This window comes from Paracoccus aeridis (assembly GCF_004923205.2).
Taxonomy (GTDB): domain Bacteria; phylum Pseudomonadota; class Alphaproteobacteria; order Rhodobacterales; family Rhodobacteraceae; genus Paracoccus; species Paracoccus aeridis.
In genome coordinates this window covers 1-23,788 of the sequence record NZ_SELD02000043.1, presented here as the reverse complement: position 1 = coordinate 23,788, position 23,788 = coordinate 1, and the positions used below count along the sequence as shown (strand labels likewise).

General features: G+C 72.5%; 24 protein-coding genes. 9 read left to right on the top strand and 15 right to left on the bottom strand.

Features of this window, described 5'->3' with window-relative positions:
- The first annotated feature begins 5 nt into the window (after nucleotides 1-5).
- Nucleotides 6-746: an N-formylglutamate amidohydrolase gene (locus tag ELI80_RS12665; protein ID WP_136652292.1), complete on the top strand. Its 741-nt coding sequence runs from the start codon at nucleotides 6-8 to the stop codon at nucleotides 744-746.
- A gap of 111 nt (nucleotides 747-857) precedes the next feature.
- Here the strand turns inward: ELI80_RS12665 and ELI80_RS12660 are convergent, their stop codons facing one another.
- The gene (locus tag ELI80_RS12660) at nucleotides 858-3,071 is read right to left on the bottom strand and encodes a primosomal protein N' (RefSeq protein ID WP_136652291.1); all 2,214 of its coding nucleotides are present in this window, start codon (nucleotides 3,069-3,071) and stop codon (nucleotides 858-860) included.
- 96 nt (nucleotides 3,072-3,167) lie between these two features.
- On the opposite strand from ELI80_RS12660, the gene fsa reads away from it, so the two are divergent.
- From fsa to ELI80_RS12645, 3 genes are read left to right on the top strand one after another with little or no spacing between them, the layout of a single operon-like run.
- Nucleotides 3,168-3,824: a fructose-6-phosphate aldolase gene (fsa, locus tag ELI80_RS12655; protein ID WP_136652290.1), complete on the top strand. Its 657-nt coding sequence runs from the start codon at nucleotides 3,168-3,170 to the stop codon at nucleotides 3,822-3,824.
- Entirely contained in the window at nucleotides 3,821-4,570 is a 750-nt protein-coding gene (locus ELI80_RS12650; RefSeq protein WP_136652289.1) for a DUF484 family protein, read from the top strand. Before fsa ends, ELI80_RS12650 begins: the two co-directional genes overlap by 4 nt.
- Nucleotides 4,571-4,583: 13 nt before the next feature.
- Nucleotides 4,584-5,537 carry a tyrosine recombinase XerC gene (locus ELI80_RS12645; protein ID WP_136652288.1) on the top strand — a complete coding sequence of 318 codons (954 nt, stop codon included), beginning with the start codon at nucleotides 4,584-4,586 and terminating at the stop codon, nucleotides 5,535-5,537.
- Nucleotides 5,538-5,541: 4 nt separating this feature from the next.
- On the opposite strand, the gene ELI80_RS12640 is transcribed toward ELI80_RS12645, so the two are convergent.
- From ELI80_RS12640 to ELI80_RS12615, 6 genes are read right to left on the bottom strand one after another with little or no spacing between them, the layout of a single operon-like run.
- A complete protein-coding gene (locus ELI80_RS12640; protein ID WP_136652287.1) occupies nucleotides 5,542-5,934 on the bottom strand; it encodes a Na+/H+ antiporter subunit G in 393 nt (130 codons plus the stop codon).
- On the bottom strand, nucleotides 5,931-6,200 hold the full coding sequence (locus ELI80_RS12635) for a K+/H+ antiporter subunit F (protein WP_136652351.1): 270 nt from the start codon (nucleotides 6,198-6,200) through the stop codon (nucleotides 5,931-5,933). The genes ELI80_RS12640 and ELI80_RS12635 overlap by 4 nt, the downstream gene beginning before the upstream one ends.
- Before the next feature lie 23 nt (nucleotides 6,201-6,223).
- Entirely contained in the window at nucleotides 6,224-6,715 is a 492-nt protein-coding gene (locus ELI80_RS12630) for a Na+/H+ antiporter subunit E (protein ID WP_136652286.1), read from the bottom strand.
- The gene (locus ELI80_RS12625) at nucleotides 6,712-8,229 is read right to left on the bottom strand and encodes a monovalent cation/H+ antiporter subunit D (protein ID WP_136652350.1); all 1,518 of its coding nucleotides are present in this window, start codon (nucleotides 8,227-8,229) and stop codon (nucleotides 6,712-6,714) included. Before ELI80_RS12625 ends, ELI80_RS12630 begins: the two co-directional genes overlap by 4 nt.
- 8 nt (nucleotides 8,230-8,237) lie before the next feature.
- Nucleotides 8,238-8,585, bottom strand: a complete 348-nt coding sequence (locus tag ELI80_RS12620) for a Na+/H+ antiporter subunit C (protein WP_136652285.1) — start codon at nucleotides 8,583-8,585, stop codon at nucleotides 8,238-8,240.
- Complete coding sequence (locus tag ELI80_RS12615; protein ID WP_136652284.1) at nucleotides 8,585-11,419, bottom strand: monovalent cation/H+ antiporter subunit A; 2,835 nt, start codon at nucleotides 11,417-11,419, stop codon at nucleotides 8,585-8,587. The genes ELI80_RS12620 and ELI80_RS12615 overlap by 1 nt, the downstream gene beginning before the upstream one ends.
- Nucleotides 11,420-11,571: 152 nt before the next feature.
- Between ELI80_RS12615 and ruvC the strand changes: the two genes are divergently transcribed.
- The 5 genes from ruvC to ELI80_RS12590 are packed head-to-tail and all read left to right on the top strand — an operon-like array spanning nucleotide 11,572 to nucleotide 15,102.
- Complete coding sequence (gene ruvC, locus ELI80_RS12610) at nucleotides 11,572-12,066, top strand: crossover junction endodeoxyribonuclease RuvC (protein WP_136652283.1); 495 nt, start codon at nucleotides 11,572-11,574, stop codon at nucleotides 12,064-12,066.
- Nucleotides 12,063-12,737, top strand: coding sequence for a Holliday junction branch migration protein RuvA (ruvA, locus tag ELI80_RS12605; RefSeq protein ID WP_136652282.1), 675 nt, complete (start codon nucleotides 12,063-12,065; stop codon nucleotides 12,735-12,737). Before ruvC ends, ruvA begins: the two co-directional genes overlap by 4 nt.
- A gap of 19 nt (nucleotides 12,738-12,756) precedes the next feature.
- Nucleotides 12,757-13,632, top strand: coding sequence for a M48 family metalloprotease (locus ELI80_RS12600; protein ID WP_136652281.1), 876 nt, complete (start codon nucleotides 12,757-12,759; stop codon nucleotides 13,630-13,632).
- Nucleotides 13,629-14,669 carry a Holliday junction branch migration DNA helicase RuvB gene (gene ruvB / locus ELI80_RS12595; RefSeq protein WP_201740631.1) on the top strand — a complete coding sequence of 347 codons (1,041 nt, stop codon included), beginning with the start codon at nucleotides 13,629-13,631 and terminating at the stop codon, nucleotides 14,667-14,669. Before ELI80_RS12600 ends, ruvB begins: the two co-directional genes overlap by 4 nt.
- Nucleotides 14,662-15,102 carry a PaaI family thioesterase gene (locus ELI80_RS12590; RefSeq protein ID WP_136652280.1) on the top strand — a complete coding sequence of 147 codons (441 nt, stop codon included), beginning with the start codon at nucleotides 14,662-14,664 and terminating at the stop codon, nucleotides 15,100-15,102. The genes ruvB and ELI80_RS12590 overlap by 8 nt, the downstream gene beginning before the upstream one ends.
- Nucleotides 15,103-15,105: 3 nt before the next feature.
- On the opposite strand, the gene folD is transcribed toward ELI80_RS12590, so the two are convergent.
- The 8 genes from folD to tolA form a co-directional block, all read right to left on the bottom strand.
- On the bottom strand, nucleotides 15,106-15,984 hold the full coding sequence (folD, locus tag ELI80_RS12585) for a bifunctional methylenetetrahydrofolate dehydrogenase/methenyltetrahydrofolate cyclohydrolase FolD (protein ID WP_136652279.1): 879 nt from the start codon (nucleotides 15,982-15,984) through the stop codon (nucleotides 15,106-15,108).
- Nucleotides 15,974-16,285 (bottom strand): chorismate mutase, encoded by a 312-nt coding sequence (locus tag ELI80_RS12580; RefSeq protein WP_136652278.1) that lies wholly within the window; start codon nucleotides 16,283-16,285, stop codon nucleotides 15,974-15,976. Before ELI80_RS12580 ends, folD begins: the two co-directional genes overlap by 11 nt.
- Nucleotides 16,286-16,399: 114 nt before the next feature.
- On the bottom strand, nucleotides 16,400-18,292 hold the full coding sequence (gene ftsH, locus ELI80_RS12575; RefSeq protein WP_136652348.1) for an ATP-dependent zinc metalloprotease FtsH: 1,893 nt from the start codon (nucleotides 18,290-18,292) through the stop codon (nucleotides 16,400-16,402).
- A gap of 61 nt (nucleotides 18,293-18,353) precedes the next feature.
- Nucleotides 18,354-19,622 (bottom strand): tRNA lysidine(34) synthetase TilS, encoded by a 1,269-nt coding sequence (gene tilS / locus ELI80_RS12570; RefSeq protein WP_136652277.1) that lies wholly within the window; start codon nucleotides 19,620-19,622, stop codon nucleotides 18,354-18,356.
- Nucleotides 19,612-20,679, bottom strand: a complete 1,068-nt coding sequence (locus ELI80_RS12565; protein WP_136652276.1) for a tol-pal system YbgF family protein — start codon at nucleotides 20,677-20,679, stop codon at nucleotides 19,612-19,614. The genes tilS and ELI80_RS12565 overlap by 11 nt, the downstream gene beginning before the upstream one ends.
- Nucleotides 20,676-21,227 carry a peptidoglycan-associated lipoprotein Pal gene (gene pal, locus ELI80_RS12560; protein ID WP_136652275.1) on the bottom strand — a complete coding sequence of 184 codons (552 nt, stop codon included), beginning with the start codon at nucleotides 21,225-21,227 and terminating at the stop codon, nucleotides 20,676-20,678. The genes ELI80_RS12565 and pal overlap by 4 nt, the downstream gene beginning before the upstream one ends.
- 14 nt (nucleotides 21,228-21,241) lie before the next feature.
- The gene (gene tolB, locus ELI80_RS12555) at nucleotides 21,242-22,579 is read right to left on the bottom strand and encodes a Tol-Pal system beta propeller repeat protein TolB (RefSeq protein ID WP_136652274.1); all 1,338 of its coding nucleotides are present in this window, start codon (nucleotides 22,577-22,579) and stop codon (nucleotides 21,242-21,244) included.
- 66 nt (nucleotides 22,580-22,645) lie between these two features.
- The coding region (tolA, locus tag ELI80_RS16080; protein ID WP_161596473.1) for a cell envelope integrity protein TolA at nucleotides 22,646-23,788 on the bottom strand (1,143 nt) is incomplete at its 5' end.

Here is a 23,788-nt window from a genome sequence, read left to right as displayed (position 1 = left end):
AATTAATGAGCGCGCCGGCATACCGGATCGAAGGCGGGGATCGCCCCTCGCGCTGGCTCGTGACCTGCGACCACGCCTCGAACCGGGTGCCCGACTGGGTGAACGGCGGCGACCTGGGGATCGCGGCCGCGGACATGGCGCGCCACATCGCCTTCGACGTGGGCGCGGCGGGGGTCGCGCGGCATCTCGCGGCGCTGCTGGACGCACCGGCGATCCTGTCGGACTTCTCGCGCCTCGTGATCGACCCGAACCGGGGCGAGGACGACCCGACGCTGCTGATGCGGCTCTACGACGGGACGGTGATCCCGGCGAACCGCCGGGCCGACGCGGCCGAGCGCGAGAGGCGGCTGGATCTCCTCCACCGTCCCTACCACGCCGCGCTGGCGCGGGTCGCGGCGCGCCATCCCGCCCGCGCGATCTGCGCGATCCACAGCTTCACCCCGCAGCTCCGCGGCCGCCCGCGCCGCCCCTGGGCGGTCGGCATCCTCTATTCGCACCGCGACGAGCGGCTGGGCCCGGCGATGGTCCGCGCCTGCCGCGACGAGGGCTGGATCACGGGCGACAACCAGCCGTATTCGGGCCACCTGGAAGGCGACGCGATCGACCGCCACGCGCTTGCTCACGGCCGGCCCAACGTGCTGGTGGAAGTCAGGAACGACCTGATCGGGGACGACGCGGGGCAGCGGGAATGGGCCGAACGCCTGGCCCCCGTCCTTGAACGCGTGCTGGCCGGGTCCGGTCTCTAAACCGGGCGGGCAGGAGAAGCATAAGGCTTCCGGGCGCCCGGCAAACTCCTGCCGAGGGTTTTCAGCGAGGAAGGCCGCAACGGCGGCTAGGGGGCCGGCCGGGGCGCGACCCTACAGGAAGCTCTGCGGGTCGATGTCCACGCTCAGCCGCAGGTTCGTCGGCGGCTTCGGCGCCGCCGCCAGCCAGCGCGCGATCGCGTCCTGCAGCGGCGCCTGCCGGGGCGCGCGGACCAGCATCCGCACCCGGTACCGCGCCCGCACCCGGGCGATGGGGGCGGGCGCGGGGCCGAACAGGTCCGCGCCGACCTCGCGCAGCGGCTGCGCCACGCGGGCGAGATCGCGGGCATAGCCTTCCACCACCGGCTGGTCGGGGTGGGACAGGATGATCCCGGCCAGGCGAGAGAACGGCGGCATCGCCGCGGCCTGCCGGGCGGCGGCCTCGGCGTTCCAGAAGGTCTCGTCGTCCCCTGACAGGATCGCGCGGATCACCGGGTGGTCGGGCTGGTGGGTCTGCAGAAGCGCGACCCCCGGCCGGTCGCCCGCCTGCCGCCCCGCGCGCCCCGCGACCTGCCGCATCAGCTGGAACGAGCGCTCCGCCGCGCGCAGGTCCGCGCCCTGCAGCCCCAGGTCGGCGTCGATCACCCCCACCAGCGTCAGGCCGGGGAAGTTGTGGCCCTTGGCGACGATCTGGGTGCCGATGATGATGTCGGCCCCGCCCTGGGCGATGTCCGCGATGGTGGCCTTCAGCGCCCGCGCCGACTGGAACAGGTCCGACGACAGCACCGCCGCGCGGGCTTGGGGGAACCGCTCCGCCACCTCCTCGGCCACCCGCTCGACGCCCGGCCCGATCGCGGCCATCCTGCCTTCGGTCCCGCAGGCCGGGCACGCGACCGGGATCGGCTTCGTCGCCCCGCACTGGTGGCAGACGAGGCGCTTCTGGAAGCGATGCTCGACCATCCGCGCGTCGCAGTCGTCGCAGCCGACCTGCTGCCCGCAGGCGCGGCAGGTCGTGACCGGCGCATAGCCCCGGCGGTTGAGGAACAGGAGCGACTGTTCCCCCCGCCCCAGCCGCTCGTCCACCGCCGCCGCGAGGGTGGGCGAGATCCAGCGCCCGGACGGCATCTCCTCGGCCCGCAGGTCGATCGCCGCCATCGCGGGCAGCTCCGCCTCTCCATAGCGGGACCGCAGGTCGATCCGGCGGTACTTGCCCGCGCCCGCGTTGACCCAGCTTTCGACCGAGGGCGTGGCGGAGGCCAGCACCACCTGCGCCCCCTCGATGCTCGCGCGCAGCACGGCCATGTCGCGGGCGTTGTAGTAGACCGTCTCGTCCTGCTTGTAGCTGCCGTCGTGTTCCTCGTCGACGACGATCAGGCCGAGATCGCGGAACGGCAGGAACAGGGCCGAGCGCGCGCCGACGACCATCCCGACGCCCGCAGCCCCGCGCGCGGCCATGTGCCACAGCCGCCGCCGCTCTGCCCCGGTGACGCCCGAATGCCACTCGCCGGGGCGGGCGCCGAACCGCGCCTCGACCCGGTCGAGGAACTCTGCCGACAGCGCGATCTCGGGCAGCAGGACCAGCGCCTGCCGGCCCTGCCGCAGGGTTTCGGCGACGGCCTCCAGATAGACCTCGGTCTTGCCCGACCCGGTGACCCCGCGCAGAAGCGTGGTCCCGTAGCCGCCCGCGCGGATCGCCGCGCGCAGCGCATCCGCCGCCTCGGCCTGGTCGGGGGCAAGGGGCTTGCCCGGCAGCGAGGGGTCGAGCCGCGGAAAGGCCGCGTCGCGCGGCGCCTGCGTTTCCGCCAGGGTGCCGGCCGCGACGAGCCCCTTGACCACCGACGCCCCCACCCCCGCGAGGCTCGCCAGCTCGCTGGGCGAGAAACCCGCCCCGCCATGTTCGTCGATCACCCGCAGCACGGCGGCGCGGGCGTCGGTCATCCGCTCGGGCGGCGGGCCCGCGCGATGGATCACCCGGCGCGCGGCGGGGGGCTGGCCCAGGTCCGGCGCGCGCAGCCCCATCCGCAGCATCACCGGCAGCGCGGTCAGGGTATAGTCGGCCGCCCGCGACAGGAACTCGACCATCCGCGGCGTCAGCGGCTCTGCGTCCACCAGCCGCAGCACCGGGCGCAGTTTCGCCGCGTCGAACCCGCCGTCGCCCGGCCCCCAGACACAGCCCATCACCTGCCGCGGCCCCAGCGGCACCACCACCAGCTGCCCGGTTCTGACGCCCCCCTCGGGCGCGAGGTAGTCGAGCAGCCCCACCGGCTCGGTTGTCAGGACGCCGACCCGCTCGCCGGGCGGAAAGAACCGCGCCTCCGGCCCGCTCATCCGCGGCCCCGGCCTTTCGCGGGCGGGCGTTCTGCGGTAAACCCGGCCCCAAGCACCCCACCATTCCGCGGGCCGACCCCGCGCAGGAGCCACGACATGAGATTCTTCGTCGACACCGCCGACATCGCCGCCATCCGCGAACTGCACGAACTGGGCATGGTGGACGGCGTCACCACCAACCCCTCGCTGATCCTGAAATCGGGCCGCAACATCGCCGAGGTCACGCGCGAGATCTGCGAACTGGTCGAAGGCCCGGTCAGCGCCGAGGTCGTGGCCGCCGATGCCGAGGGCATGATCCGCGAGGGCAAGCACCTGGCGGAGATCGCGCCCAACATCGCGGTCAAGGTGCCGCTGACCTGGGACGGGCTCAGGGCCTGCAAGGCCCTGTCGGACGACGGCCACATGGTCAACGTCACGCTGTGCTTCACCGCCTCGCAGGCGCTGCTGGCGGCCAAGGCCGGGGCCACGTTCATCAGCCCGTTCGTCGGGCGGCTCGACGACCTCGGGCTGGACGGGATGGAACTGATCGCGGACATCCGCACGATCTATGACAACTACGGGTTCGAGACAAACGTGCTCGCCGCCTCGATCCGGTCGGTGAACCACATCGTCGAATGCGCGCGCATCGGCGCCGACGTCATCACCGCGCCCCCCGCCGTCATCAAGGCGATGGCGAGCCACGTCCTGACCGACAAGGGGCTGGAACAGTTCAACGCCGACTGGGCCAAGACCGGCCAGAAGATCGGCCTATGACCGAAGGCCGGACCCAGGACGCGACGCTTCAGGGCGGCGATCCGGCGCTGGACGACGATCCCGCGCTGGACGCCCCCACCCGCGACCGGCTGCTGGCCGAGCCTTCGCTGATCCTGCACGACCGCGGCCTGATGCGGGCGCTGGTGGCCGCGCGAGAGGCGGAACTGGGCGCCAACGTGATCGACATCCGCGGCCGCGCGATGGAGGCGCTGGAGCATCGGCTCGACCGGCTGGAATCGGCGCACGAGACGGTCATCTCGGCCGCCTACGAGAACCAGACCGGCACCCAGACGATCCATCGCGCCGTCATCGCGCTGCTGGAGCCGGTGGATTTCCCCGGCTTCCTCGACACGCTGAACGTGGACGTGGCGCCGATGCTGCGGGTGGACACGCTGCGGCTGGTCATGGAAAGCGACAGCCTCGACGATCCGCAGACGGATCCCGAAAGCGCGCTGCAGATGATGCCGGCGGGAACGATCGCGCACCTGATCTCGGCCGGGCGGCGCGCGCCGCGCGGGGCCGACATCGTCCTGCGCAAGGCCGCGTCGGAAACGCTCGCGATCCACGGCCAGCCCGTCGCGTCCGAGGCGCTGCTGCCGATCGACCTGGGCCCCAACCGCCACCCGGCGCTGCTTCTGATCGGGTCGGCCGAGCCGGGGCGGTTCTCGCCCGCGCAGGGGACCGACCTCCTGCGCTTCTTCGGGCAGGTGTTCCGGCTGGTCCTGATGGGCTGGCTGCGGGAATGACCCGGGCGCGGGCATGACAGGCACCACGCCGCATCATGCCCCGCCCCCGCTGGCGCTCGCGCCGGCGATGGCCGACGCGCTGGCCCGCTGGCTCGATGGCGAGCGGTCCACCCGCGACCGCTCGGACCACACCATCACCGCCTACCAGTCCGACCTGCTGGCGTTCCTGTCGTTCCTGGGCGGCCACCACGGCGCGCCCGCCCTGCCCGCCCGCATGGGCGCGCTGACGCAATCGGACATGCGCGCCTTCGCCGCCGCCGAACGGACGCGCGGACTGTCGGCCCGGTCGCTCGCCCGCCGCCTGTCGGCGGTGCGGTCGTTCCTGCGCTGGCTCGCCGACCGCGAGGGCTTCGACGTGAGCCGCGCGCTGTCGTCCCGCGCCCCCCGCTACCGCCGCAGCCTGCCGCGCCCGCTGGCGCCCGACCAGGCGCGCGCGGTGCTCGACCTCGCCGCCGTCACCCACGACACCCCGTGGGTCGCCGCCCGCGACCAGGCGGTGCTGACGCTGCTCTACGGCTGCGGGCTGCGGATCTCCGAGGCGCTGGCGCTCGATGGCCGCGACTGGCCGATGGGCGAGGTGCTGCGGGTGCGCGGCAAGGGCGGGAAGGAACGGCAGGTGCCGGTGCTGCCGGTGGCGCGCGACGGGATCGCGGCCTACCTGCGGGTGCAGCCGTGGGGCCTTGCCCCCGACGATCCGCTATTTCGCGGCGTGCGCGGCGGGCGGCTGTCCGCAGGCGCGGTCGAGGGCCTGATGGTGCGGCTGCGCCACGCGCTCGGCCTGCCGCCCACGGCGACGCCGCACGCGCTGCGGCACAGCTTCGCCACCCACCTGCTGGCGGCGGGCGGCGACCTTCGCACGATCCAGGAGCTTCTGGGTCATGCGAGCCTGTCCACGACGCAGGTCTATACCGCGGTGGACGACGCGCATCTGCTGTCCGTCCACGGTGCGGCGCACCCGCGGGGCTGAGGCGTCAGCGGGGGTCCGGCCTTTCCGTTCCAGCCACGTCCGCCTCATCGCCGAAGGTGGCCCAGTCGTTGCCGGGGCCGGGCGGCGGCGGGATCTCGGTCCGGTCCCACGAGCGGTGCAGGTTGGCCTTGGACAGGAAGAAGCCGGTGATCGGCGCTGTGACGAACAGGAACAGGGCGATGAGCAGCTCGTGCCAGCTCGGCACGCCCTTCACGCCCCAGAAATACAGCATCGACGCGATCAGGACCGCCCCCACCCCCAGCGTCGCCGCCTTGGTGGGCCCGTGCAGCCGGGTCATCGCGTCGGGCAGCCGCACCAGCCCCCAGGCGCCGACCAGCGCGAAGCCGCCCCCGATGACGAGAAGCGCCGCCACGAGAACCTGCGCCAGCGCCGTCATTCGATGATGTCCCCCCTGAGCAGGAACTTGGCGAAGCCCACGGTCGCGATGAAGCCGACCATGGCAAACAGCATCGCGGCCTCGAAATAGACCGGGGTGCCGTCCGCGATCCCCACGATCACCAGCGCCGCGATCACGTTGATCGTCATGGTGTCGAGCGCGAGGATCCGGTCGGTCAGCGCAGGCGAGAACACGACCCGGTAAAGGCACAGCAGCAGCGCGGTCCCGAAGCAGCCGAGCGCGAACCACACCGCCCAGCCGATCAGGGCCATCTCCGGGGCATGGGCGGTCACGTGAAGATCTCCTTCAGGCGGGATTCGTAGCGGGACTTGATGTCGGCGACGATCGCAGCCGGATCGGGCGCGTGCAGGCAGTGCACCAGCAGCGCGTTGCCGTTCCCGCTCACGTCGGCCGTGACGGTGCCGGGGGTGAGCGTGATCGTCGCGGCAAGGACGGTGATGCCTTCCGCGCTCTCCAGGTCCAGCGGCACGACGACCCAGGCCGGGCGCAGGTCGGACGAGGGGGTGAAAAGGACGATCTTCGCCACGTCGACGTTGGCGCGGATGATGTCCCAGATGACCAGCGCCGTGTAGGCCACGAGCTTCAGCGGCCGGCGGACCCGCGGCTTGCCGGGCCAGTAGGGCGCGGTGAACAGCGGGACCGCGACCGCGAGCATCGCCGCGAACACCAGCGATCCCCAGGCGAAGCGGTTCACCAGCGCCATCCACACCAGCACGATCAGCACCGACATGAACGGATGCGGCAGGATGCGGCGGATCATCTCGCGCCCTCCTGCCGGACCAGCACCGCATCGACATAGGGGCCGAGGTCGTGAAGCTGCGCGGCGGTCGCGTCGGTGAAGCGCATGACGGGGCCGGCGGCGACGGTCAGCGCGACAAGCCCGGCGATCAGCGCGCCGGTGCAGGCGAGCGCGAGCCACGGGGCCGGTCCCGGCTCGGGCGCCGTTGCCGCCGCCGCGTCCGACGCGGTCCAGAACACGATCGTCCCCGCCCGCGCCAACCCGATGATCGCCATGAGCGAGGTCACGAGGATCGCGGCCCAGATCGCCAGCGTCCAGTCGGTTCCCCGCGTCGCCTGCAGCACGGCCAGCTTGCCCAGGAACCCCGACAGGGGCGGCAGGCCGGCGACCCCGACCGCCGCCGCCATGTAGAACGCGCCGACCAGCCCCGCCTGCGCGCCGCGCGACATCGCGGCCAGCCGCAGGCTGCCGCGGCGGCCCGCGACGAGATCGGCCACCAGGAACAGCGCCGCCGTGGCGAGGGTCGAATGAAGCAGGTACCACAGCCCCGCCGAAATCCCCGCCTCGGTGAACTGCGCCACCGCCAGCGTCAGCGTGCCCACGGACGCGAGCGCCCCCCACGCCGCCATCCGGCCCAGGTCGCGGCTGCCCATCACGCCCAGCTGGCCCAGCACCAGCGTCAGCAGCGCGGCGGGCAGCAGCAGGTCCGCGACCAGCGTGCCCATCGCCTCGCCTGCCGGGAACACCAGCGTGTAGAAGCGAATGATCCCGTACAGGCCCACCTTGGTCATGATCGCGAACAGCGCGGCGACCGGCCCCGGCGCGTTGGCGTAGGTCGCCGGCAGCCAGAAGTGCAGCGGTACCAGCGCCGCCTTGATCGCGAAGACCAGCATCAGCAGCACCGCGCCCACGCGGATCAGCGCGGTCTGGTCGGGCGGCAGCCGCGTCATCCTGTCGGCAAGGTCCACCATGTTCAGCGTGCCCATGGACGCATAGATCGTCCCGAGCGCGGCGAGGAACAGCGCCGACCCGGCAAGGTTCACCACGACGTACTGGACCGAGGCGCGCAGCCGCATCTCTCCCCCGCCGTGGGCCAGAAGGCCGTAGCTCGCGATCAGCAGCACCTCGAAGAAGACGAACAGGTTGAAGGCGTCGCCGGTCAGGAACGCGCCCGTCAGGCCCATCAGCTGGAACTGGAACAGCGCGTGGAAATGCGCGCCGCGCCGGTCCCAGCCCGACCCGATGGCATAGAGCTGCACCACCAGCGCAAGGACCGCCGTCAGAAGCAGCATCGTCCCCGCGAGCCGGTCCAGCACCAGCGCGATCCCGAACGGCACCTGCCAGTTGCCCAGGCGATAGACGAAGATCTCGCCCCCCGCCGCCTGCGCCAGCAGCCAGACGGCGAGCGCGACCTGCGCCGCCGTCGCCGCGACCGAGAACACCCGCTGCAGCAGCAGGTCGCCGCGCATCCACAGGATGATCAGCGCGCCGACGACGGCCGGCAGCAGGACCGGCGCGATCAGCCAATGACCCAGCGCGCCCATCATTCGCCCGCGCCGCCCGCATCACGCGACGGCATGTCGATCCGGTCGTCCCCGCCCTCGACAAAGGCGCCGAGCGCCATCATCACCACCACCGCCGTCATCCCGAAGCCGATCACGATCGCCGTCAGAACCAGCGCCTGCGGCAGCGGGTCGGTATAGGCGGGGGCCCCGTCGCTCAGGACAGGGGGCGCGCCCCGGACCAGCCTGCCGGTGCTGAACAGGAACAGGTTGATGGCATAGCTCAGCATGGTCATGCCGAGGACGACCGCGAAGCTGCGGCGGCGTAGGATCAGGTAGACCGCCGCCGCGGTCAGGATCCCGATTGCGGATGCGACGAGCAGTTCCATCAGCGCCTCCCCCCGGCAGGGTCGAGGTTCGACGACGTGTCGTCCGTCTCGCCCGCCCGCCGTGCGATCCGCGACAGCGACTGCAGCATCAGCATCACCGCGCCCACGACGCACAGGAACACGCCGAGGTCGAAGCCCATGGCGGTCGCGAGCTCGAATTCCTCGAGGCCCGGCAGCTTGAAGTAGCCATAGGCAGAGGTCAGGAACGGCCGCCCCGCAAGCCACGCGCCGGCGCCGGTGATCCCGGCCGCCAGCACCCCCAGCCCGATCAGCCCGTGATAGGGGATCGAGCGGCGCCCCTCGGCCCAGCCGAAGCCCGACGCCATGTACTGCATCACCAGCGCGATCGACACCAGAAGCCCGGCGACGAAGCCGCCCCCCGGCGCGTTGTGGCCGCGCAGGAAGATGTAGACCGCGACCACCAGCACCAGCGGCAGCAGGATGCGCGTCACCACCACCAGCGGCAGCGGATGCCGGTCGCCCGCGCGCGCGCGGTCGCCGAACAGGTCGCGCAGCTTCTGCCCGGTCGCGCCGCCGACCAGCGTCTGCGTCAGCGCGAAGATCGCGACGGCCGCGATGCCGAGGACGGTGATCTCTCCGAAGGTGTCGTAGCCGCGGAAATCGACGAGGATCACGTTCACCACGTTGTTGCCGCCACCCAGCTTGTAGCTGTTGCGGACCATGTAGTCGGCGATGCTGGGGAACGCCGGCCCGGTCCTCATGATGACATAGGCGAGCGCGCCGAACGCCCCGCCCGCCGCCACCGCGACCAGCCCGTGCAGCGCCCGGCGCGGCGCGGTGGATTCGACCGGCGTCACCTTCGGCAGGAAGTTCAGCGCCAGCAGCAGGACCACGACCGTCACCACCTCGACGCTGATCTGCGTCAGGGCGAGGTCGGGGGCGGACAGGTAGACGAAGGCCGCCGACACGATCAGCCCGGCGATCCCGACCAGCACCAGCGCCAGCAGGCGGCTGCGGTGATAGAACACCATGCAGCCGGTGGCGGTGACGAGCATGACCCAGCCGATCAGCGCGATGGCCGTCACCGGCAGCATCGGGCGGCTGAAGGCGGGCGCGGCCCCGGTCGCCCAGGCGGCGATCCCCGCCGCCACGATCACGGCGACGATCGCGCCGAGCCCCCGCGACATCGACCCGTTGGTCAGCCCGTCGGCGATCCCGCGCGACCACCGCGTCGCGGTCCAGACCGCGGCCTCGTGCCAGCGGCCGGCATCGGGCGCGGGCAGCGCCGCCCGGACCCGGTCGGCGACCCGCCAGAGAAGCAGCAGCGCCACCCCGCCCGCGACCGCCACCCCCGACATCGCCAGCGCCGGCGTGACCCCGTGCCAGACGCTGAAATGCGGATGCTGCGCGGCCCCCGTGACCGCCGACGCGGCCGCCGCGACAAGCCAGCCCGCAGACGCGTCGGGCGCGGCCCCGATCAGGACCGTCAGCGCCACCAGCAGCGCGGGCGCAAGCCACAGCCCCATGCCGGGATCGTGCGGACGGGCCGGATAGCCCGTCTCGACCCGGCCCGTGAACACGTGGAAGACGTAGCGCAGCGAATACGCGACCGAGAACATCGTCGCCGCCACGACGATCCAGCCCAGAACGTCCGGCCCGCCCAGCCAGCGGGTGTGCGCGGCCTGCTCCAGCATCAGCTCCTTCGAGATGAAGCCGCCGAGCGGCGGGATCCCCGCCATCGACAGCGACGCGACCGCCGCGATCACGAATGTCAGCGGCATCAGCGCGCCGAGCCCCGACAGGCGGCGGATCGACCGCGTGTGCGCGGCATGGTCCACGATCCCGGTGGCCATGAACAACGCCGCCTTGAACGTCGCATGCGCCACGATGTGGAACATGGCCGCGACCGCCGCGGCCTGCGTTCCGAACCCCAGCAGCATGGTGATGAGGCCGAGATGGCTGACGGTCGAATAGGCCAGCAGCCCCTTCAGGTCATCCTGGAACAGCGCCACGACCGCGCCGACGCACATCGTGGCGAGGCCCGCGGTGGTCACGATCCAGAACCACTCGGGCGTCCCCGACAGCACCGGCCACAGCCGCGCCATCAGGAAGATCCCGGCCTTCACCATGGTCGCGGAATGCAGGTAGGCGCTGACCGGCGTCGGGGCCGCCATCGCGCGCGGCAGCCAGAAATGGAACGGGAACTGCGCCGACTTGGTGAACGCGCCGACCAGGATCAGGACCAGCGCCGGGACATAGAGGGGCGAGGTCCGGACCGCCTCGCCCGCCAGCAGGATGTCCGAAAGCTCGTTCGACCCCGCGACCTGCCCCAGCAGCAGGAGCCCCGCGATCATCGCCAGCCCCCCCATCCCCGTCACGACCAGCGCCATGCGCGCGCCCTGCCGCGCCTCGGGCTGGTGCCGCCAGTAGCCAATGAGCAGGAACGACGACAGCGAGGTGAGTTCCCACATCACCAGCAGCAGCAGGACGTTGTCGCTGAGGACGATCCCCAGCATCGCGCCCTGGAACAGCATCAGGTAGGTGAAGAACCGCCCCGGCGGGTCGCGCGGATCAAGATAGAACCGCGCATAGAGGATGATGAGCAGCCCGATCCCGAGGATCAGGATCCCGAACAGCAGCCCCAGCCCGTCCAGCCGGAAGCTTGCGGCAAGGCCGATCTGCGGCAGCCAGTCGATCCGCGCGGCCACGACCTCGCCCGCCAGCACCGCCGGGGCATGCAGGCACAGCCCGATCAGCGCCGTCAGCGTGAACAGCGCGCAGGCGCAGGCCGCGACGCCGCGGCCCGACCGCACCAGCAGTCCGGGAACAAGGGCGCCAAGGAAAGGCAGCGCGGCGATCAGCGCAGGGGACATGGAACCTCGTGACTTCGCGAATCTGTTCCAGAATCGGCGCGAAGCGTCAACCCGCCGGGCCGCGCGCGACGCCCGCCGCAAATCGCGCTAGGCGGTGTTCGCGGTTCGTGCTAACCCGTGGAAAAACAAGAAGCAGTCGAGGGTGCAGGCACATGCGCGTCTTGGGCATCGACCCCGGACTGGTCAACATGGGGTGGGGCGTGATCGAGGTGGACGGGTCGCGCGTCCGCCACGTCGCGAACGGGATCGTGCGGTCGCGCAGCACCGAATTGGCCGCCCGGCTGGCCGATCTCCATCGCGGCCTGACCGAGGTCTTCGCGGCCCACCTGCCCGACCAGGCGGCGGTGGAACAGACCTTCGTCAACAAGGACGCCGTCGGCACGCTGAAGCTGGGCCAGGCGCGGGGCGTGGCGCTGCTGGTGCCCGCGCAGGCGGGGCTCGCGGTCGGGGAATACGCGCCGAACGCGGTCAAGAAGGCGATCGTGGGCGTGGGCCACGCGCAGAAGCAGCAGGTGGAACACATGGTCCGCTTGACGCTGCCCGGCGTGGACCTGGCCGGCCCGGACGCCGCCGACGCGCTTGCCATCGCGATCTGCCACGCCCGGCACCTGCAGTCGCGCACCCTGCGCATCAAGGTGGTCGCATGATCGGGCGGGTCGCCGGGGTGATCCTGCACCGCGCCCCCGACCACGTCCTGATCGACGTGCGGGGCGTGGGCTACCTCGTCCATGTCAGCGAACGCACCGCCGCCACCCTGCCCCCCGTGGGCGAGGCCGCGGCGCTGTACACCGATCTCCTGGTGCGCGAGGACCTGCTGCAGCTTTTCGGCTTCCCCACGCTGCTGGAGAAGGAGTGGCACAGGCTCCTGACCAGCGTGCAGGGGGTGGGCGCGAAGGCGTCGCTCGCGATCCTCGGCACGCTCGGGGCCGAAGGCACCGGCCGCGCCATCGCGCTGGCCGACGCGGGCGCGATCCGCCGCGCGCCGGGCGTGGGGCCGAAGCTCGCGCAGCGGATCGTGCTGGAGCTGAAGGACAAGGCCCCCGGCATCATCGCCATGGGCGGCGCGCTGACGGTGACGCTGGACCCCGCCCCCGCGGTGGTGGAAGCGGACGCCCCCACCCCCGCCCGCCGCGCCGCCGCCCCCGCCTCGCCGTCCTCGGCGCAGGCCACGGCCGAGGCGCTGTCGGCGCTGACCAACCTCGGCTACGCCCCGTCCGAGGCCGCCGCCGCGGTCACCGGCGCCGCCGCCGCGGAACCGGACGCCGCCACGCCCGCGTTGATCCGCGCGGCGCTTCGGGCGCTGGCTCCCCGGGAATAGCGTTCGAAAGGAGCACGACATGCAGGGAAACATCCGCACCTTCGTCCTGATGGCCGCCATGACGGCGTTGCTGATGGTCCTCGGGATGCTCTTGGGCGGGCGCGGCGGGGCGATCCTCGCGCTGGTGTTCGCGGGCGCGGGGAACCTGTGGGCGTGGTGGAACAGCGACAAGGCGGTGCTGCGCCAGCAGGGCGCGGTCGAGGTGGACGCGGCGAGTGCGCCCGACCTCGTGGCGCTGGTGGGCGAGCTCGCACGGAACGCGGGGTTGCCGATGCCCAGGGTCTACGTCCTCCAGACCGAGCAGCCGAACGCCTTCGCCACCGGCCGCAATCCTGAAAACTCGGCCGTCGCGGTCACGCAGGGGCTGATGCGGATCCTGTCGCGGGACGAACTCGCGGGCGTGATCGCGCACGAACTCGCCCATATCCGCAACCGCGACACCCTGACGATGACCGTGACCGCCACGATGGCGGGCGCGATCGCGATGATGGGCAACATGGCCATGTTCAGCAGCGCCAGCCGCGAACGCGGCGGGGCGCTCGGCGGGATCCTGGCCATGATCCTCGCGCCGCTGGCGGCCGGGCTGGTGCAGATGGCGATCTCGCGCACGCGCGAGTTCTCGGCCGACAGGGACGGGGCGGAGATCTGCGGCAAGCCTATGGCGCTCGCCTCGGCGCTGGCGAAGATCGCGAACGCCGCCGGGCGCACCGTGAACATGCCGGCCGAGCGCAACCCGGCCAGCGCGGCCATGTTCATCATCAACCCGCTGTCGGCGCTGAAGACCGACCGGCTGTTCGCGACCCACCCGCCCACGCAGGACCGGATCGACCGGCTCGCCGCGATGGCCGCCGCCCCGGTCTCCGCCAGCGGCGTTCCCCCGGTCCGCCGCGGATGATCCCTGCCGACCAGGGCCCCGACCCCGTCCTGCGCCCCGAGCCGGTGGCGGGCGACGCCGAGGACCGCGCTCTTCGCCCCCAGCGGCTGGAAGAGTTCGTGGGCCAGGCCGAGGCGCGGGCGAACCTGCGCGTCTTCATCGACAGCGCGAGGATGCGCGGGCAGGCGATGGACCACACGCTGTTCCACGGCCCGCCGGGCCTGGGCAAGACCACGCTGGCGCAGATCATGGCGCGCGAACTGGGCGTGAACTTCCGCATGACCTCCGGCCCGGTGCTGGCGCGGGCGGGCGACCTCGCCGCGATCCTGACCAACCTCGAGGCGCGCGACGTCCTCTTCATCGACGAGATCCACCGCATGAACCCGGCGGTCGAGGAGGTCCTGTATCCGGCGATGGAGGATTTCGAGCTGGACCTGGTGATCGGCGAGGGACCAGCCGCCCGCACCGTCCGGATCGAGCTGCAGCCCTTCACGCTGGTCGGCGCGACGACGCGGCTCGGCCTGCTGACGACGCCGCTGCGCGACCGCTTCGGCATCCCGACCCGGCTGCAGTTCTACACCATCGAGGAACTTGACCTGATCGTCGCCCGGGGCGCGCGGCTGATGGGGATCCGCGCGGACCCGCAGGGCACACGGGAAATCGCCCGCCGCGCCCGCGGCACCCCGCGCATCGCCGGGCGGCTGCTGCGCCGGGTCGTGGACTTTGCCCTGGTGGAAGGCGACGGCCGGCTGACGCGCGAGATCGCCGACAACGCCCTGACCCGGCTGGGGGTGGACGACCTCGGGCTGGACGGCGCGGACCGGCGCTATCTCGCGCTGATGGCCGAACATTATGGCGGCGGTCCGGTGGGGGTGGAGACGCTGTCCGCCGCCCTGTCCGAAAGCCGCGACGCGATCGAGGAGGTGATCGAGCCGTACCTGCTGCAACAGGGCTTGATCCAGCGGACGCCGCGTGGCCGGATGCTGGGGCATCTCGGGTGGCGGCACCTGGGGCTGGACCAGCCGAAGGCGGCGCAGGCGGGGTTGTTCGATGGATGACGCGACGGTGGTGGACGGCGACGCGGTCGCGGCGCGGCTGCGGCACAGCTTCGCGCGCCAGACGATGATGGCGACGCTCGGCGCCGAGATGGTCGAGACGGGCGCGGGCCGCGCCGTCATCGCCGCCCCGATCGGCGCCCATGTCCTGCAGCAGCACGGCGCGGGCCACGCGGGCCTCGCCTTCTCGCTGGGCGACAGCGCGGCGGGCTATGCGGCGCTGTCGGTGATGGCGGCCGGGTCCGAGGTGATGACGGTCGAGATGAAGATCAACCTCCTGTCCCCCGCGACCGGCGACCGGCTGGTGGCCGAAGGGCGGGTCGTGAAGGCGGGCCGGCGCATCGTGGTCGTGGCGGCGGACGTCTGGGCCGAGACGGCGGCGGGCCGCAAGCACGTCGCGATGCTGCAAGGGACGATGATCCCCGTGGACCCCTGAAGGTCAGGGCGTCAGCCCGTCCGGGTCGGGCAGGCCGTTCACGCGGGCGGTGGCGGTCAGCGTGTTCGCAAGCAGGCAGGCGATAGTCATGGGCCCCACGCCGCCGGGCACCGGGGTGATCGCGCCCGCGACCCCGCGCGCCGCGTCGAAGTCCACGTCGCCGACAAGGCCGTCATCGGTCCGGTTGATGCCCACGTCGATCACCGTCGCGCCCGGCTTGATCCACTCGCCCTTGACGAAGCGTGCCCGCCCCACCGCCGCGACCAGGATGTCGGCCTGGCGGCACAGCGCGGGCAGGTTCGCGGTGCGCGAATGCGCCACCGTGACCGTGGCGTCGTTCGCCAGCAGCAGCTGCGCCATCGGCTTGCCGACGATGTTCGACCGTCCGACCACCAGCGCGTGCTTGCCCGCAAGCGACCCGAGCCGGTCGCGCAGCAGCATCACGCAGCCGAGCGGCGTGCAGGGCACCATCGCCGTCTGCCCGACGGCGAGCCGCCCGGCGTTCAGGACCGTGAAGCCGTCGACGTCCTTTTCCGGCGCGATCGCGTTGATGACCGCGGCGTCGTCCATGTGCCCCGGCAGCGGCAGCTGGACGAGGATCCCGTTCACGGCGTCGTCCGCGTTCAGCGTGTCGATCAGGTCCAGCAGGTCCTGCTGCGACGCGTCCGCCGGCAGCCGGTGCTGCCAGCCGTTCATGCCCGCCTCGTCCACCGCCCGGCCCTTCGAGCGGACATAGACGGCCGAGGCCGGGTCGTCGCCCACCAGCACCACCGCAAGGCCCGGAGTCACGCCGTGATCGGCCTTCATTGCCGCGACCTGTGCCGCGATGCGCGCGCGCAGGTCCGCGGCGAAGGCCTTGCCGTCGATCAGGTCAGCGGTCATCGTCTTCCCCCAGCGCGCGGGCTTCCTGTGCGATGAAATGTTCCATCATCAGCCGCCACAGCGCCTCGGCGAGATCCGGGTCACAGCCTGCCTCGGCGGCGTTGGCGCGGGCATTTGCGGCGACCTCCTCGACCCGCGCGTCGATCCGGGCGGGCAGGCCGATGCCGGCCTTGATCTCGGCCGCGCGGGCGATCAGGCGGGTGCGTTCCGCCAGCATCCGCGCCAGCTTCCGGTCAAGATCGTCGATCGCGGCGCGAAGCGCGGGCATGTCGGCGATGTGCGAAAGATCGGTGTCGGTCATGGCACGTTGAATGCCCCGCAGGCGGCCTGCGCGCAACCCCCGGCCCCGCGCACGGCAAAAGGAAACCCCCGACCGCGAGGGCCGGGGGCAAGGTATCGTCGCGGGGGCGGCCCGTCAGGCCGTCGGCACCGGGGCGGGTTCGCCCTTGGGCGGGGTCACGCGCGGGGTCGACTGCACCACCGGGATCGCCGACGGGGGCGTGTCGTCGTCGCCGCCCAGCTTGTCGCCGCGCAGGATCTTGCCGATCTCGTCGCCCGTGAGGGTCTCGTATTCCAGAAGGCCCTGCGCGAGGCGCTCGAACTGCTCGGACTTCTCGATCAGGATCGAGCGGGCGAGGTCGTAGCCTTCCTCGATCAGGGTGCGGACCTCTTCCTCGATCAGCTCCTTGGTATGCGCGCTGACCGAGAAGCCGCCGGTGTTGCCCTGGTAGCCCTCGTGCGCCTCGGCGTAGTCGACCGCGCCGACCTTGTCGGACATGCCCCAGCGCATCACCATCGCGCGGGCCAGGGCCGACGCCTGCTGGATGTCGCCGGCAGGGCCGTTCGACACGCCCTCCTCGCCGTACTTGATGATCTCGGCGGCCTTGCCGGCCATCGTCATGGCGATCTTCTGCTTGGCCTCGTCCTTGTGGAAGTTGAGCCGGTCCACCTCGGGCAGCGACACCACCATCCCCAGCGCGCCGCCGCGCGGGATGATCGTCGCCTTGTAGACCGGGTCGCACTTGGGCAGGCTGAGGCCCACGACCGCGTGGCCCGCCTCGTGATAAGCGGTCTTTTCCTTCTGCTCGGGCGTCAGGACCATGCTGCGGCGTTCCACGCCCAGCATCACCTTGTCCTTGGCGTTCTCGAAGTCCTCCATCGTGACGAAGCGGCGGCCGATGCGCGCGGCCATCAGCGCGGCCTCGTTGACAAGGTTCATCAGGTCGGCGCCCGAAAAGCCGGGGGTGCCGCGGGCGATGATCCGCAGGTCCACGTCGGGGCCCTGCGGCACCTTGCGGGCGTGGACGTTCAGGATCTTTTCGCGGCCCTTGATGTCGGGGTTGGGCACGTGGATCTGCCGGTCGAAGCGGCCGGGGCGCAGAAGCGCCGGGTCCAGCACGTCCTTGCGGTTCGTGGCGGCGATGATGATGATGCCCTCGTTCGCCTCGAACCCGTCCATCTCGACCAGAAGCTGGTTCAGCGTCTGCTCGCGCTCGTCATTGCCGCCGCCGATGCCGACGCCGCGGGCGCGGCCCACCGCGTCGATCTCGTCGATGAAGACGATGCAGGGGGCGGATTTCTTGGCCTGCTCGAACATGTCGCGGACACGGGACGCGCCGACGCCCACGAACATCTCGACGAAATCGGAGCCCGAGATGGTGAAGAACGGCACCCCCGCCTCGCCCGCGATGGCACGGGCCAGCAGGGTCTTCCCGGTGCCGGGCGGGCCGACCAGCAGCGCGCCTTTCGGAATCTTGCCGCCGAGGCGCGAGAACTTCTGCGGGTTGCGCAGGAACTCGACGATCTCCTCGAGCTCCTCCTTCGCCTCGTCGATGCCCGCCACGTCGTCGAAGGTGACGCGTCCGTGCTTTTCGGTCAGCAGCTTGGCCTTGGACTTGCCGAAGCCCATGGCGCCGCCCTTTCCGCCGCCCTGCATCCGGTTCATCATGAAGATCCAGACGCCGATCAGCAGGATGAAGGGCAGCCACACGCCGAGGATCGACATGAAGCCCGACTGCTGCTGGCGCTCGACCTTGACCTCGACGTCGCGGGCGATCAGGCGGTCAGCGATCTCCTCGCCCTGCGGGCGGACGGTCGTGTACTGGCGGCCGTCGCGGGCGGTGATGCCGACCTGCTCGCCGTCGATGGTGACCGAGGTGACGTCGCCGTTTTCCACCCGGCTGATGAAATCGGAATAGCTGATCTGCCGGCTGTTGAGCTGGGCCGAGTTCCCGCCGAACGCGTTGAACAGCGCCAGGATCATCAGGAACAGGACCACCCAGAAGGCGATGTTGCGCGCGTTGCCCAAGGGCATGTCCTCCGCGGGGATTAGAGCTTTGGGGACAAAATAGGGTCTGAGGGGGTCGGTATCAATGCGACAGGAGCGACAGAAGCGCGGCATCGGCGCGCAATGGCGCAGCCGCGATGCCGGCAACGGGGGCGACGGCCGGGGCAAGCCAGCTTCCGTCCGGCAGGCGGACGCCCGGGGTGGAAGCGGCTTCGTCGTATGACAGTCCGGCGGCCCGGCGGTCGAAGCCGGGCAGCGCGTCCGGCGGCAGCGCGGCCACGATGGCGCCGGGCGGCAGGCCGGTGACGCGCCAGCGGCGGTCCCAGATGGCGGGGTCGCCCGTAGCCGGATCGGCGCGGCAGGCGGCCGCGGGTTCACGGATCAGGCGGAGCGTGCCGCCGCCGGGGCGCGCGATCACCCCGTCCAGCGTCGCCCTGCGGCCCTGCGCCACGCTTTCCAGCAGGTGCGCCAGCCCGTCGCGGCGCGGGGGATAATCGGCGCCGTTCACCCAGCGAAGCGCGGCCGCGACAAGGCGGCGGCGGATCTCGGGCGAAGCATCCAGCAGCGGCCCGAGCGGCAGCGTCAATGTGCCGCGGTCGGCGCTGAAGCCCCGGGCGGCCTGCAGCGCCGCGTGGTCCAGCGCCTCGCGCGCCATGCGCAGGTCGGCCGCCGTCCGCGCCAGCGCGGCGGCGTCGAGGTTCAGCGCCGCCATCGCCTGCCGCACCCGGACCCGGTCGAAGTCGGCGTTGTCGTTGCTGGGATCGTCGATCCACGCGGCCCCTCGGGCCCGCAGGACGTCGCGCAGTTCGGCCCGGCCGACGTCGAGCATCGGCCGCAGCCACAGGATGCCGTGCGCGCGCCGCGCGGCGCTCATCCCGGACAGGCCGTCCACCCCCGACCCGCGCATCACCCGCATCAGCACCGTCTCGGCCTGGTCGTCGCGGGTGTGCCCCAGGGCGACGGCCGCGACCCCGTGGCCCGCGGCCCACCCTGCCAGCAGCGCCAGCCGCGCGTCGCGCGCCTGCGCCATCAGGTTGCCGGGCCGGGGCCCGTCCCAGCGCAGGATGTCGTGCGGGATCCCCAACGCTCGCGCCGCATCGCCCGCCGCCCGCGCTTCGGCGGCAGAGGCGTCGCGCAGCCCGTGGTCCACGGTGGCGGCGCGCAGGGGGACGCCGCGGCAGCCGGACCAGTCGCGGGCGATGTGCAGAAGGGCGGTGGAATCGCCGCCGCCCGACAGCGCGATGCCGAGGCTGGGGCAGGACGCGGCCAGCCGGTCCAGCGCCGCGTGAACGGAAGCCTCGGGCCCGGCCGGCGTCCCATGCAGGCGGTCGCCCGGCGGCTCAGCCGCCATCCGCGTCAGCGGATGCGGCGGCGGGATCGGGGTCGAGCCCCGCGTCGAGTCCTGCGTCTGCCGCGGGGTCTGCCGCGCCCAGCCCGGACGTCGCCGCGGCAGTCTGGCAGGCCAGGTCCGCCCGCCGGGTCTCGGCAGCCTGCGCGGACGGGGTTCCGGCGAACCGGGCCGCGACCTCGCCCAGGAAGTTGCAGGCCTGCTCGGTCCGGCCAGCGTCCGCGGCAAGCCGCCCGAGCCCCAGCAGCGCGTCTGCCGAGCGGGCGCCGTTCGGGTCGGACGAGAACACCGCGAGCCAGGCCTCGGCCGCGCCGCCTGCGTCACCTGCCGCGTCCAGCGCCGTCCCGCGCAGCCACGTCGCCTCGATGGCGAGCGGCCCGCCCGCGTGGGTCGCGGCAAAGGCGGCGAACTGCTCGGCCGCGCCCGCCGCATCGCCCGACCGCAGCGTCTCGGCGGCGCGGTCGAACTCGGCCCGCTCCTGCGCGGTGGCCGCGCCGCCGGGGGCGGCATCCGCGTTCCGCGACACCTCGCCGCCGGCCGCCGCCACCTCGGGCTCGAGCCCGACCAGCGGCAGCCCGCCCAGGGGCTGGGCCGTCGTCAGCGCGCCCAGATCGCAGCCCTCGGTCAGCTCGCACAGCCTGAACTCGACGTCGCCCAGCCTGTTGGTGCCGTCCGCGACGATCCGGTTGATGCGGTTGCCCAGCTTCTCGGTCACGGCGTTGAGACGGGCGATCTCGACCTCGATCGCGTTCATCCGGTCGATGGCGCTGTCGCCTCCGGCCGCCTTGAACGCGGGCGCACCGCCGGCGCGAAGCTCGGCCCGCAGCGATTGCAGGTCGGCGGCAAGCTGGTCGAGCGTGGCGCGCATGTCGGCAAGCGTGGGGTCGGCAGGCGTGGGGTCGGCAGGCATCGCTTCAGGCGGGCCCGCCGTCGCAGGCGCGCCCGCGACCGGCTCCTGCGCCGCCGCCCCCAGCGGCAGGACGGCGAGCGGAAGGACGGCGAGCGGAAGGGCAGCAAGCCCCAGCCCGGCAACCGCGCCGCGCAGCCCGGGCAGGATCACGTCCCGGCGCCCGGTTGCACGACCGTGACCGCCCGGCGGTTCTGGGCGAAGCACGATTCGTCCGAGCAGGTCGCGGCGGGGCGTTCCTTGCCGAAGCTGACCGTGCGGATGCGGTTCGCGCCGACCCCGCGCGCGATCAGGTATTCCTGCACCGCCCCGGCACGGCGGGCGCCGAGGGCGAGGTTGAACTCGCGCGTGCCCTGCTCGTCCGAGTGGCCCTGGATCACGGTCGAGAAGCTGCCGTTCTGCTGCAGCCACTCGGCCTGCCGCGCGAGCACGGTGCGGGCGCCGTCATTGAGCGTCGTCTGGTCGCGGTCGAACAGCACCGTGTCGCCCACGTTGGTGCGGAAGTACTCGGCCGTGCCGTTCAGCGACCCGGCGGGGACCGGCCCGGTATAGACCGCCCCCCCGCCCGGCGCGCCGGCATAGGGATCGACCACCAGCGGCGGCGGCGGCGGGGCGGCGCAGGCCGACAGCGCCAGCACAAGGGCCAGCACAGGGGCCAGCCATGCCGCGGGTTTCGTCCGGGACTTCCAGATCGTCGTCATTGCAGCCATCCTCGTCACGGCAGAAGCGGTCCCCAGTCGGGATCGGACGCGGCGCCCTCGATCGTCACGGGGCGCATGTTGCGCCCGGTCACGTCCACCGAATGCAGCCGGGCCACCCCGTCGCCCCCCGGCGTCTGCCGGGTGAACATCACCACGCGCCCATTGGGGGCCCAGGTCGGGCCTTCGTCAAGGAACGATTCCGTCAGGGTTTTTTCCTCGGACCCGTCGGGGCGGAACACGCCGATGTGGAAGCGGTCGCCGTCCTGGCGGGTGAAGGCGATCAGGTCGCCGATGGGCGACCATGCGGGCGCCCCGTAGCGGCCCTGGCCGAAGCTGATCCGCAGCGGCTCGCCGGTGCCGTCGGCCGACACGACGTAAAGCTGCGGGCTGCCCGAGCGGTCGCTTTCGAACACGATCCGGGTGCCGTCGGGGCTGTAGCTGGGCGCGGTGTCGATGAACGGCCCCTCGATCAGCGGGCGTGCAGCGCCGCTGGACGGGTCCATCTGCCAGATGTCGGTGTTGCCGCCCTGCTCGCGCGAGAAGATGATCCAGCGCCCGTCGGGCGAGAAGCGCGGCCCGAAGGTCATCGTCTGCGGGTCGGTCGGCACCTCGACCTCGGCCATCGTCTCGATGTCCATCGCCATCAAGCGCGGGAAGCCCGTCTCGTACGAGGTGTAGAGCAGCCGCTTGCCGTCCCGCGACAGCTTCGGCGACAGGACCAGCGTCGTGTCGTCGGTCAGCCACATCTGGTTCGCGCCGTCGAAATCCATGATCCCGATGCGCTTGAGCCGCGCGTCCTTGGGCCCGGTCTCGTTCACGAACACCACCCGGCTGTCGAAGTAGGGCGCTTCGCCGGTCAGGCGCGAATAGACCTGGTCGGCGGCCTTGTGCGCGGCCCGGCGCCAGCCGTCCACGGGGGCGTCGAACTGCATCCCGTCGCCCAGCGCCTGGCCTGAGAACACGTCGTAGAGCCGGAATCTCACCGTGACCACGTCGCCCGCGACCGACACCGCGCCGGTGACCAGCGCCTCGGCGTTGACGGCGCGCCAGTCCTCGTAGGCGATCGGCGCGTCGAAGCTGTCGGGGGGTGCGATCTGCGCCTGGTCCGCGATGGTGCGGAACAGGCCCGTGCCGGTCAGGTCGTCGGTCAGCACCTGCTGCACCCGCGCCACCATGCCGGCCCCGCCGCCCGCGTCGAAGAACGGCGCCACCGCGATCGGCATTGGCTCGACCACGCCTTCGGTGATCTCGATCCTGAGCGGCCCGGTATCTTCCTGCGCAAGCGCCGGAAGCGGGGCCGCGACGCCGAACGTCGCGGCGGCGAAAAGGGCGATCAGCAAGGGGCGGCACATCTGTTCGTTGGTCCTTCCGGGTTCGCGGGGACCATATCCCACGCGGTCAGCACTTACCATGACGGCTCAGCGAAGGTTGACGCCGCTGCCGCTGGCCGTGAAATCCACGACCACGTCGCGCCAGCGCTCGTACTTGTCCGAAGGCAGGTCGTAGCCGTCCTTCTGGAAGCCGCAGCGGATGATCGCGCGGCGCGCGACCTCGAACGCCTGCTGCACGGCCTGCTCGGACCCGCCCTCGGATTCCAGAAGCTCGACCGAGCCTTCGCGCGGCAGCCCGTCGGGCGTCATCGAGAACCCGATCGTGACCCGCACCTGCGCCGCCTCGCGCGACAGCGCGCCCGCGTTCCAGCAGTCCTGGATCGCGACGCGAAGCCCGTCGCGTTCGCCCTGCGTCAGCGGCGGCCCGGTCTCGGCCCGCCCGCCGCCGCCCTCGGCGCCCGCGCCCTCGGGGGGGATATCCTCGTTCAGCGTATCGGCCAGCGCCGCGCTGAGCGCGTCATCGACGGGGGACGGGATCTCGCTTTCGGCCTGCCGCCGCGCCTCCGCCTCTGCCTCGGCGCGGGCGGCGAGTTCGTCGGCGCGGGCCTGCTCCTCGGCGGCGGCCTCGGCGGCCAGGCGTTCCTCCTCGGCGGCCTGACGCTCGGCTTCCTCGCGGGCGGCTTCCTCGACGGCGCGGCGCTCGGCCTCGACGCGGGCCTGTTCGCGGGCGGCGGCCTCGGCCTCGCGCGCCTGCGCTTCCTCGGCTGCGCGCTGTTCCTCGGCTGCGCGCTGTTCCTCGGCAAGGCGCTCCGCTTCGGCAATGCGCTCCGCTTCGGCGATGCGCTCGGCCTCGGCGATCCGTTCCGCTTCCTCGGCGCGCTCGGCGGCGGCGATCCGTTCCGCTTCCTCGGCCTCGGCCTGCGCCCGGGCTTCGGCCTCGCGCGCTTCCTCGTCGGCGCGGGCCTGCGCGGCGGCCGCCTCGGCCTGCTGGCGGGCGGCGGCTTCGGCGGCAAGGCGGTCCTGTTCGGCCCGGCGCTCGGCCTCGACGGCAGCTTGCGCGGCGGCGGCGGCCTGGCGCTCGGCCTCGGCCCGCGCCGCTTCGGCTGCGGCCTGCCGTGCCGCTTCGGCCTCGGCCGCGGCCGCTGCGGCGGCGGCTTCGGCCTGCTGCCGGGCCAGCGCCGCAGCGGCGGCGGCCTGGCGTTCCGCCAGCCGCCCGCGTGCCTCCGTCGC

What these genes read in the sequence shown, in the direction of transcription:
- ELI80_RS12640 (WP_136652287.1), bottom strand. Translation starts at nt 5,934, where the DNA reads ATGACGGCGCTGGCGCAGGTTCTCGTGGCGGCGCTTCTCGTCATCGGG.
- fsa (WP_136652290.1), top strand. Translation starts at nt 3,168, where the DNA reads ATGAGATTCTTCGTCGACACCGCCGACATCGCCGCCATCCGCGAACTG.
- ELI80_RS12660 (WP_136652291.1), bottom strand. Translation starts at nt 3,071, where the DNA reads ATGAGCGGGCCGGAGGCGCGGTTCTTTCCGCCCGGCGAGCGGGTCGGC.
- ELI80_RS12590 (WP_136652280.1), top strand. Translation starts at nt 14,662, where the DNA reads ATGGATGACGCGACGGTGGTGGACGGCGACGCGGTCGCGGCGCGGCTG.
- ELI80_RS12630 (WP_136652286.1), bottom strand. Translation starts at nt 6,715, where the DNA reads ATGATCCGCCGCATCCTGCCGCATCCGTTCATGTCGGTGCTGATCGTG.
- ELI80_RS12580 (WP_136652278.1), bottom strand. Translation starts at nt 16,285, where the DNA reads ATGACCGACACCGATCTTTCGCACATCGCCGACATGCCCGCGCTTCGC.
- tilS (WP_136652277.1), bottom strand. Translation starts at nt 19,622, where the DNA reads ATGGCGGCTGAGCCGCCGGGCGACCGCCTGCATGGGACGCCGGCCGGG.
- ELI80_RS12650 (WP_136652289.1), top strand. Translation starts at nt 3,821, where the DNA reads ATGACCGAAGGCCGGACCCAGGACGCGACGCTTCAGGGCGGCGATCCG.
- ELI80_RS12665 (WP_136652292.1), top strand. Translation starts at nt 6, where the DNA reads ATGAGCGCGCCGGCATACCGGATCGAAGGCGGGGATCGCCCCTCGCGC.
- folD (WP_136652279.1), bottom strand. Translation starts at nt 15,984, where the DNA reads ATGACCGCTGACCTGATCGACGGCAAGGCCTTCGCCGCGGACCTGCGC.
- ELI80_RS12615 (WP_136652284.1), bottom strand. Translation starts at nt 11,419, where the DNA reads ATGTCCCCTGCGCTGATCGCCGCGCTGCCTTTCCTTGGCGCCCTTGTT.
- ruvB (WP_201740631.1), top strand. Translation starts at nt 13,629, where the DNA reads ATGATCCCTGCCGACCAGGGCCCCGACCCCGTCCTGCGCCCCGAGCCG.
- pal (WP_136652275.1), bottom strand. Translation starts at nt 21,227, where the DNA reads ATGACGACGATCTGGAAGTCCCGGACGAAACCCGCGGCATGGCTGGCC.
- ruvA (WP_136652282.1), top strand. Translation starts at nt 12,063, where the DNA reads ATGATCGGGCGGGTCGCCGGGGTGATCCTGCACCGCGCCCCCGACCAC.
- tolB (WP_136652274.1), bottom strand. Translation starts at nt 22,579, where the DNA reads ATGTGCCGCCCCTTGCTGATCGCCCTTTTCGCCGCCGCGACGTTCGGC.
- ELI80_RS12645 (WP_136652288.1), top strand. Translation starts at nt 4,584, where the DNA reads ATGACAGGCACCACGCCGCATCATGCCCCGCCCCCGCTGGCGCTCGCG.
- ELI80_RS12620 (WP_136652285.1), bottom strand. Translation starts at nt 8,585, where the DNA reads ATGGAACTGCTCGTCGCATCCGCAATCGGGATCCTGACCGCGGCGGCG.
- ELI80_RS12600 (WP_136652281.1), top strand. Translation starts at nt 12,757, where the DNA reads ATGCAGGGAAACATCCGCACCTTCGTCCTGATGGCCGCCATGACGGCG.
- ruvC (WP_136652283.1), top strand. Translation starts at nt 11,572, where the DNA reads ATGCGCGTCTTGGGCATCGACCCCGGACTGGTCAACATGGGGTGGGGC.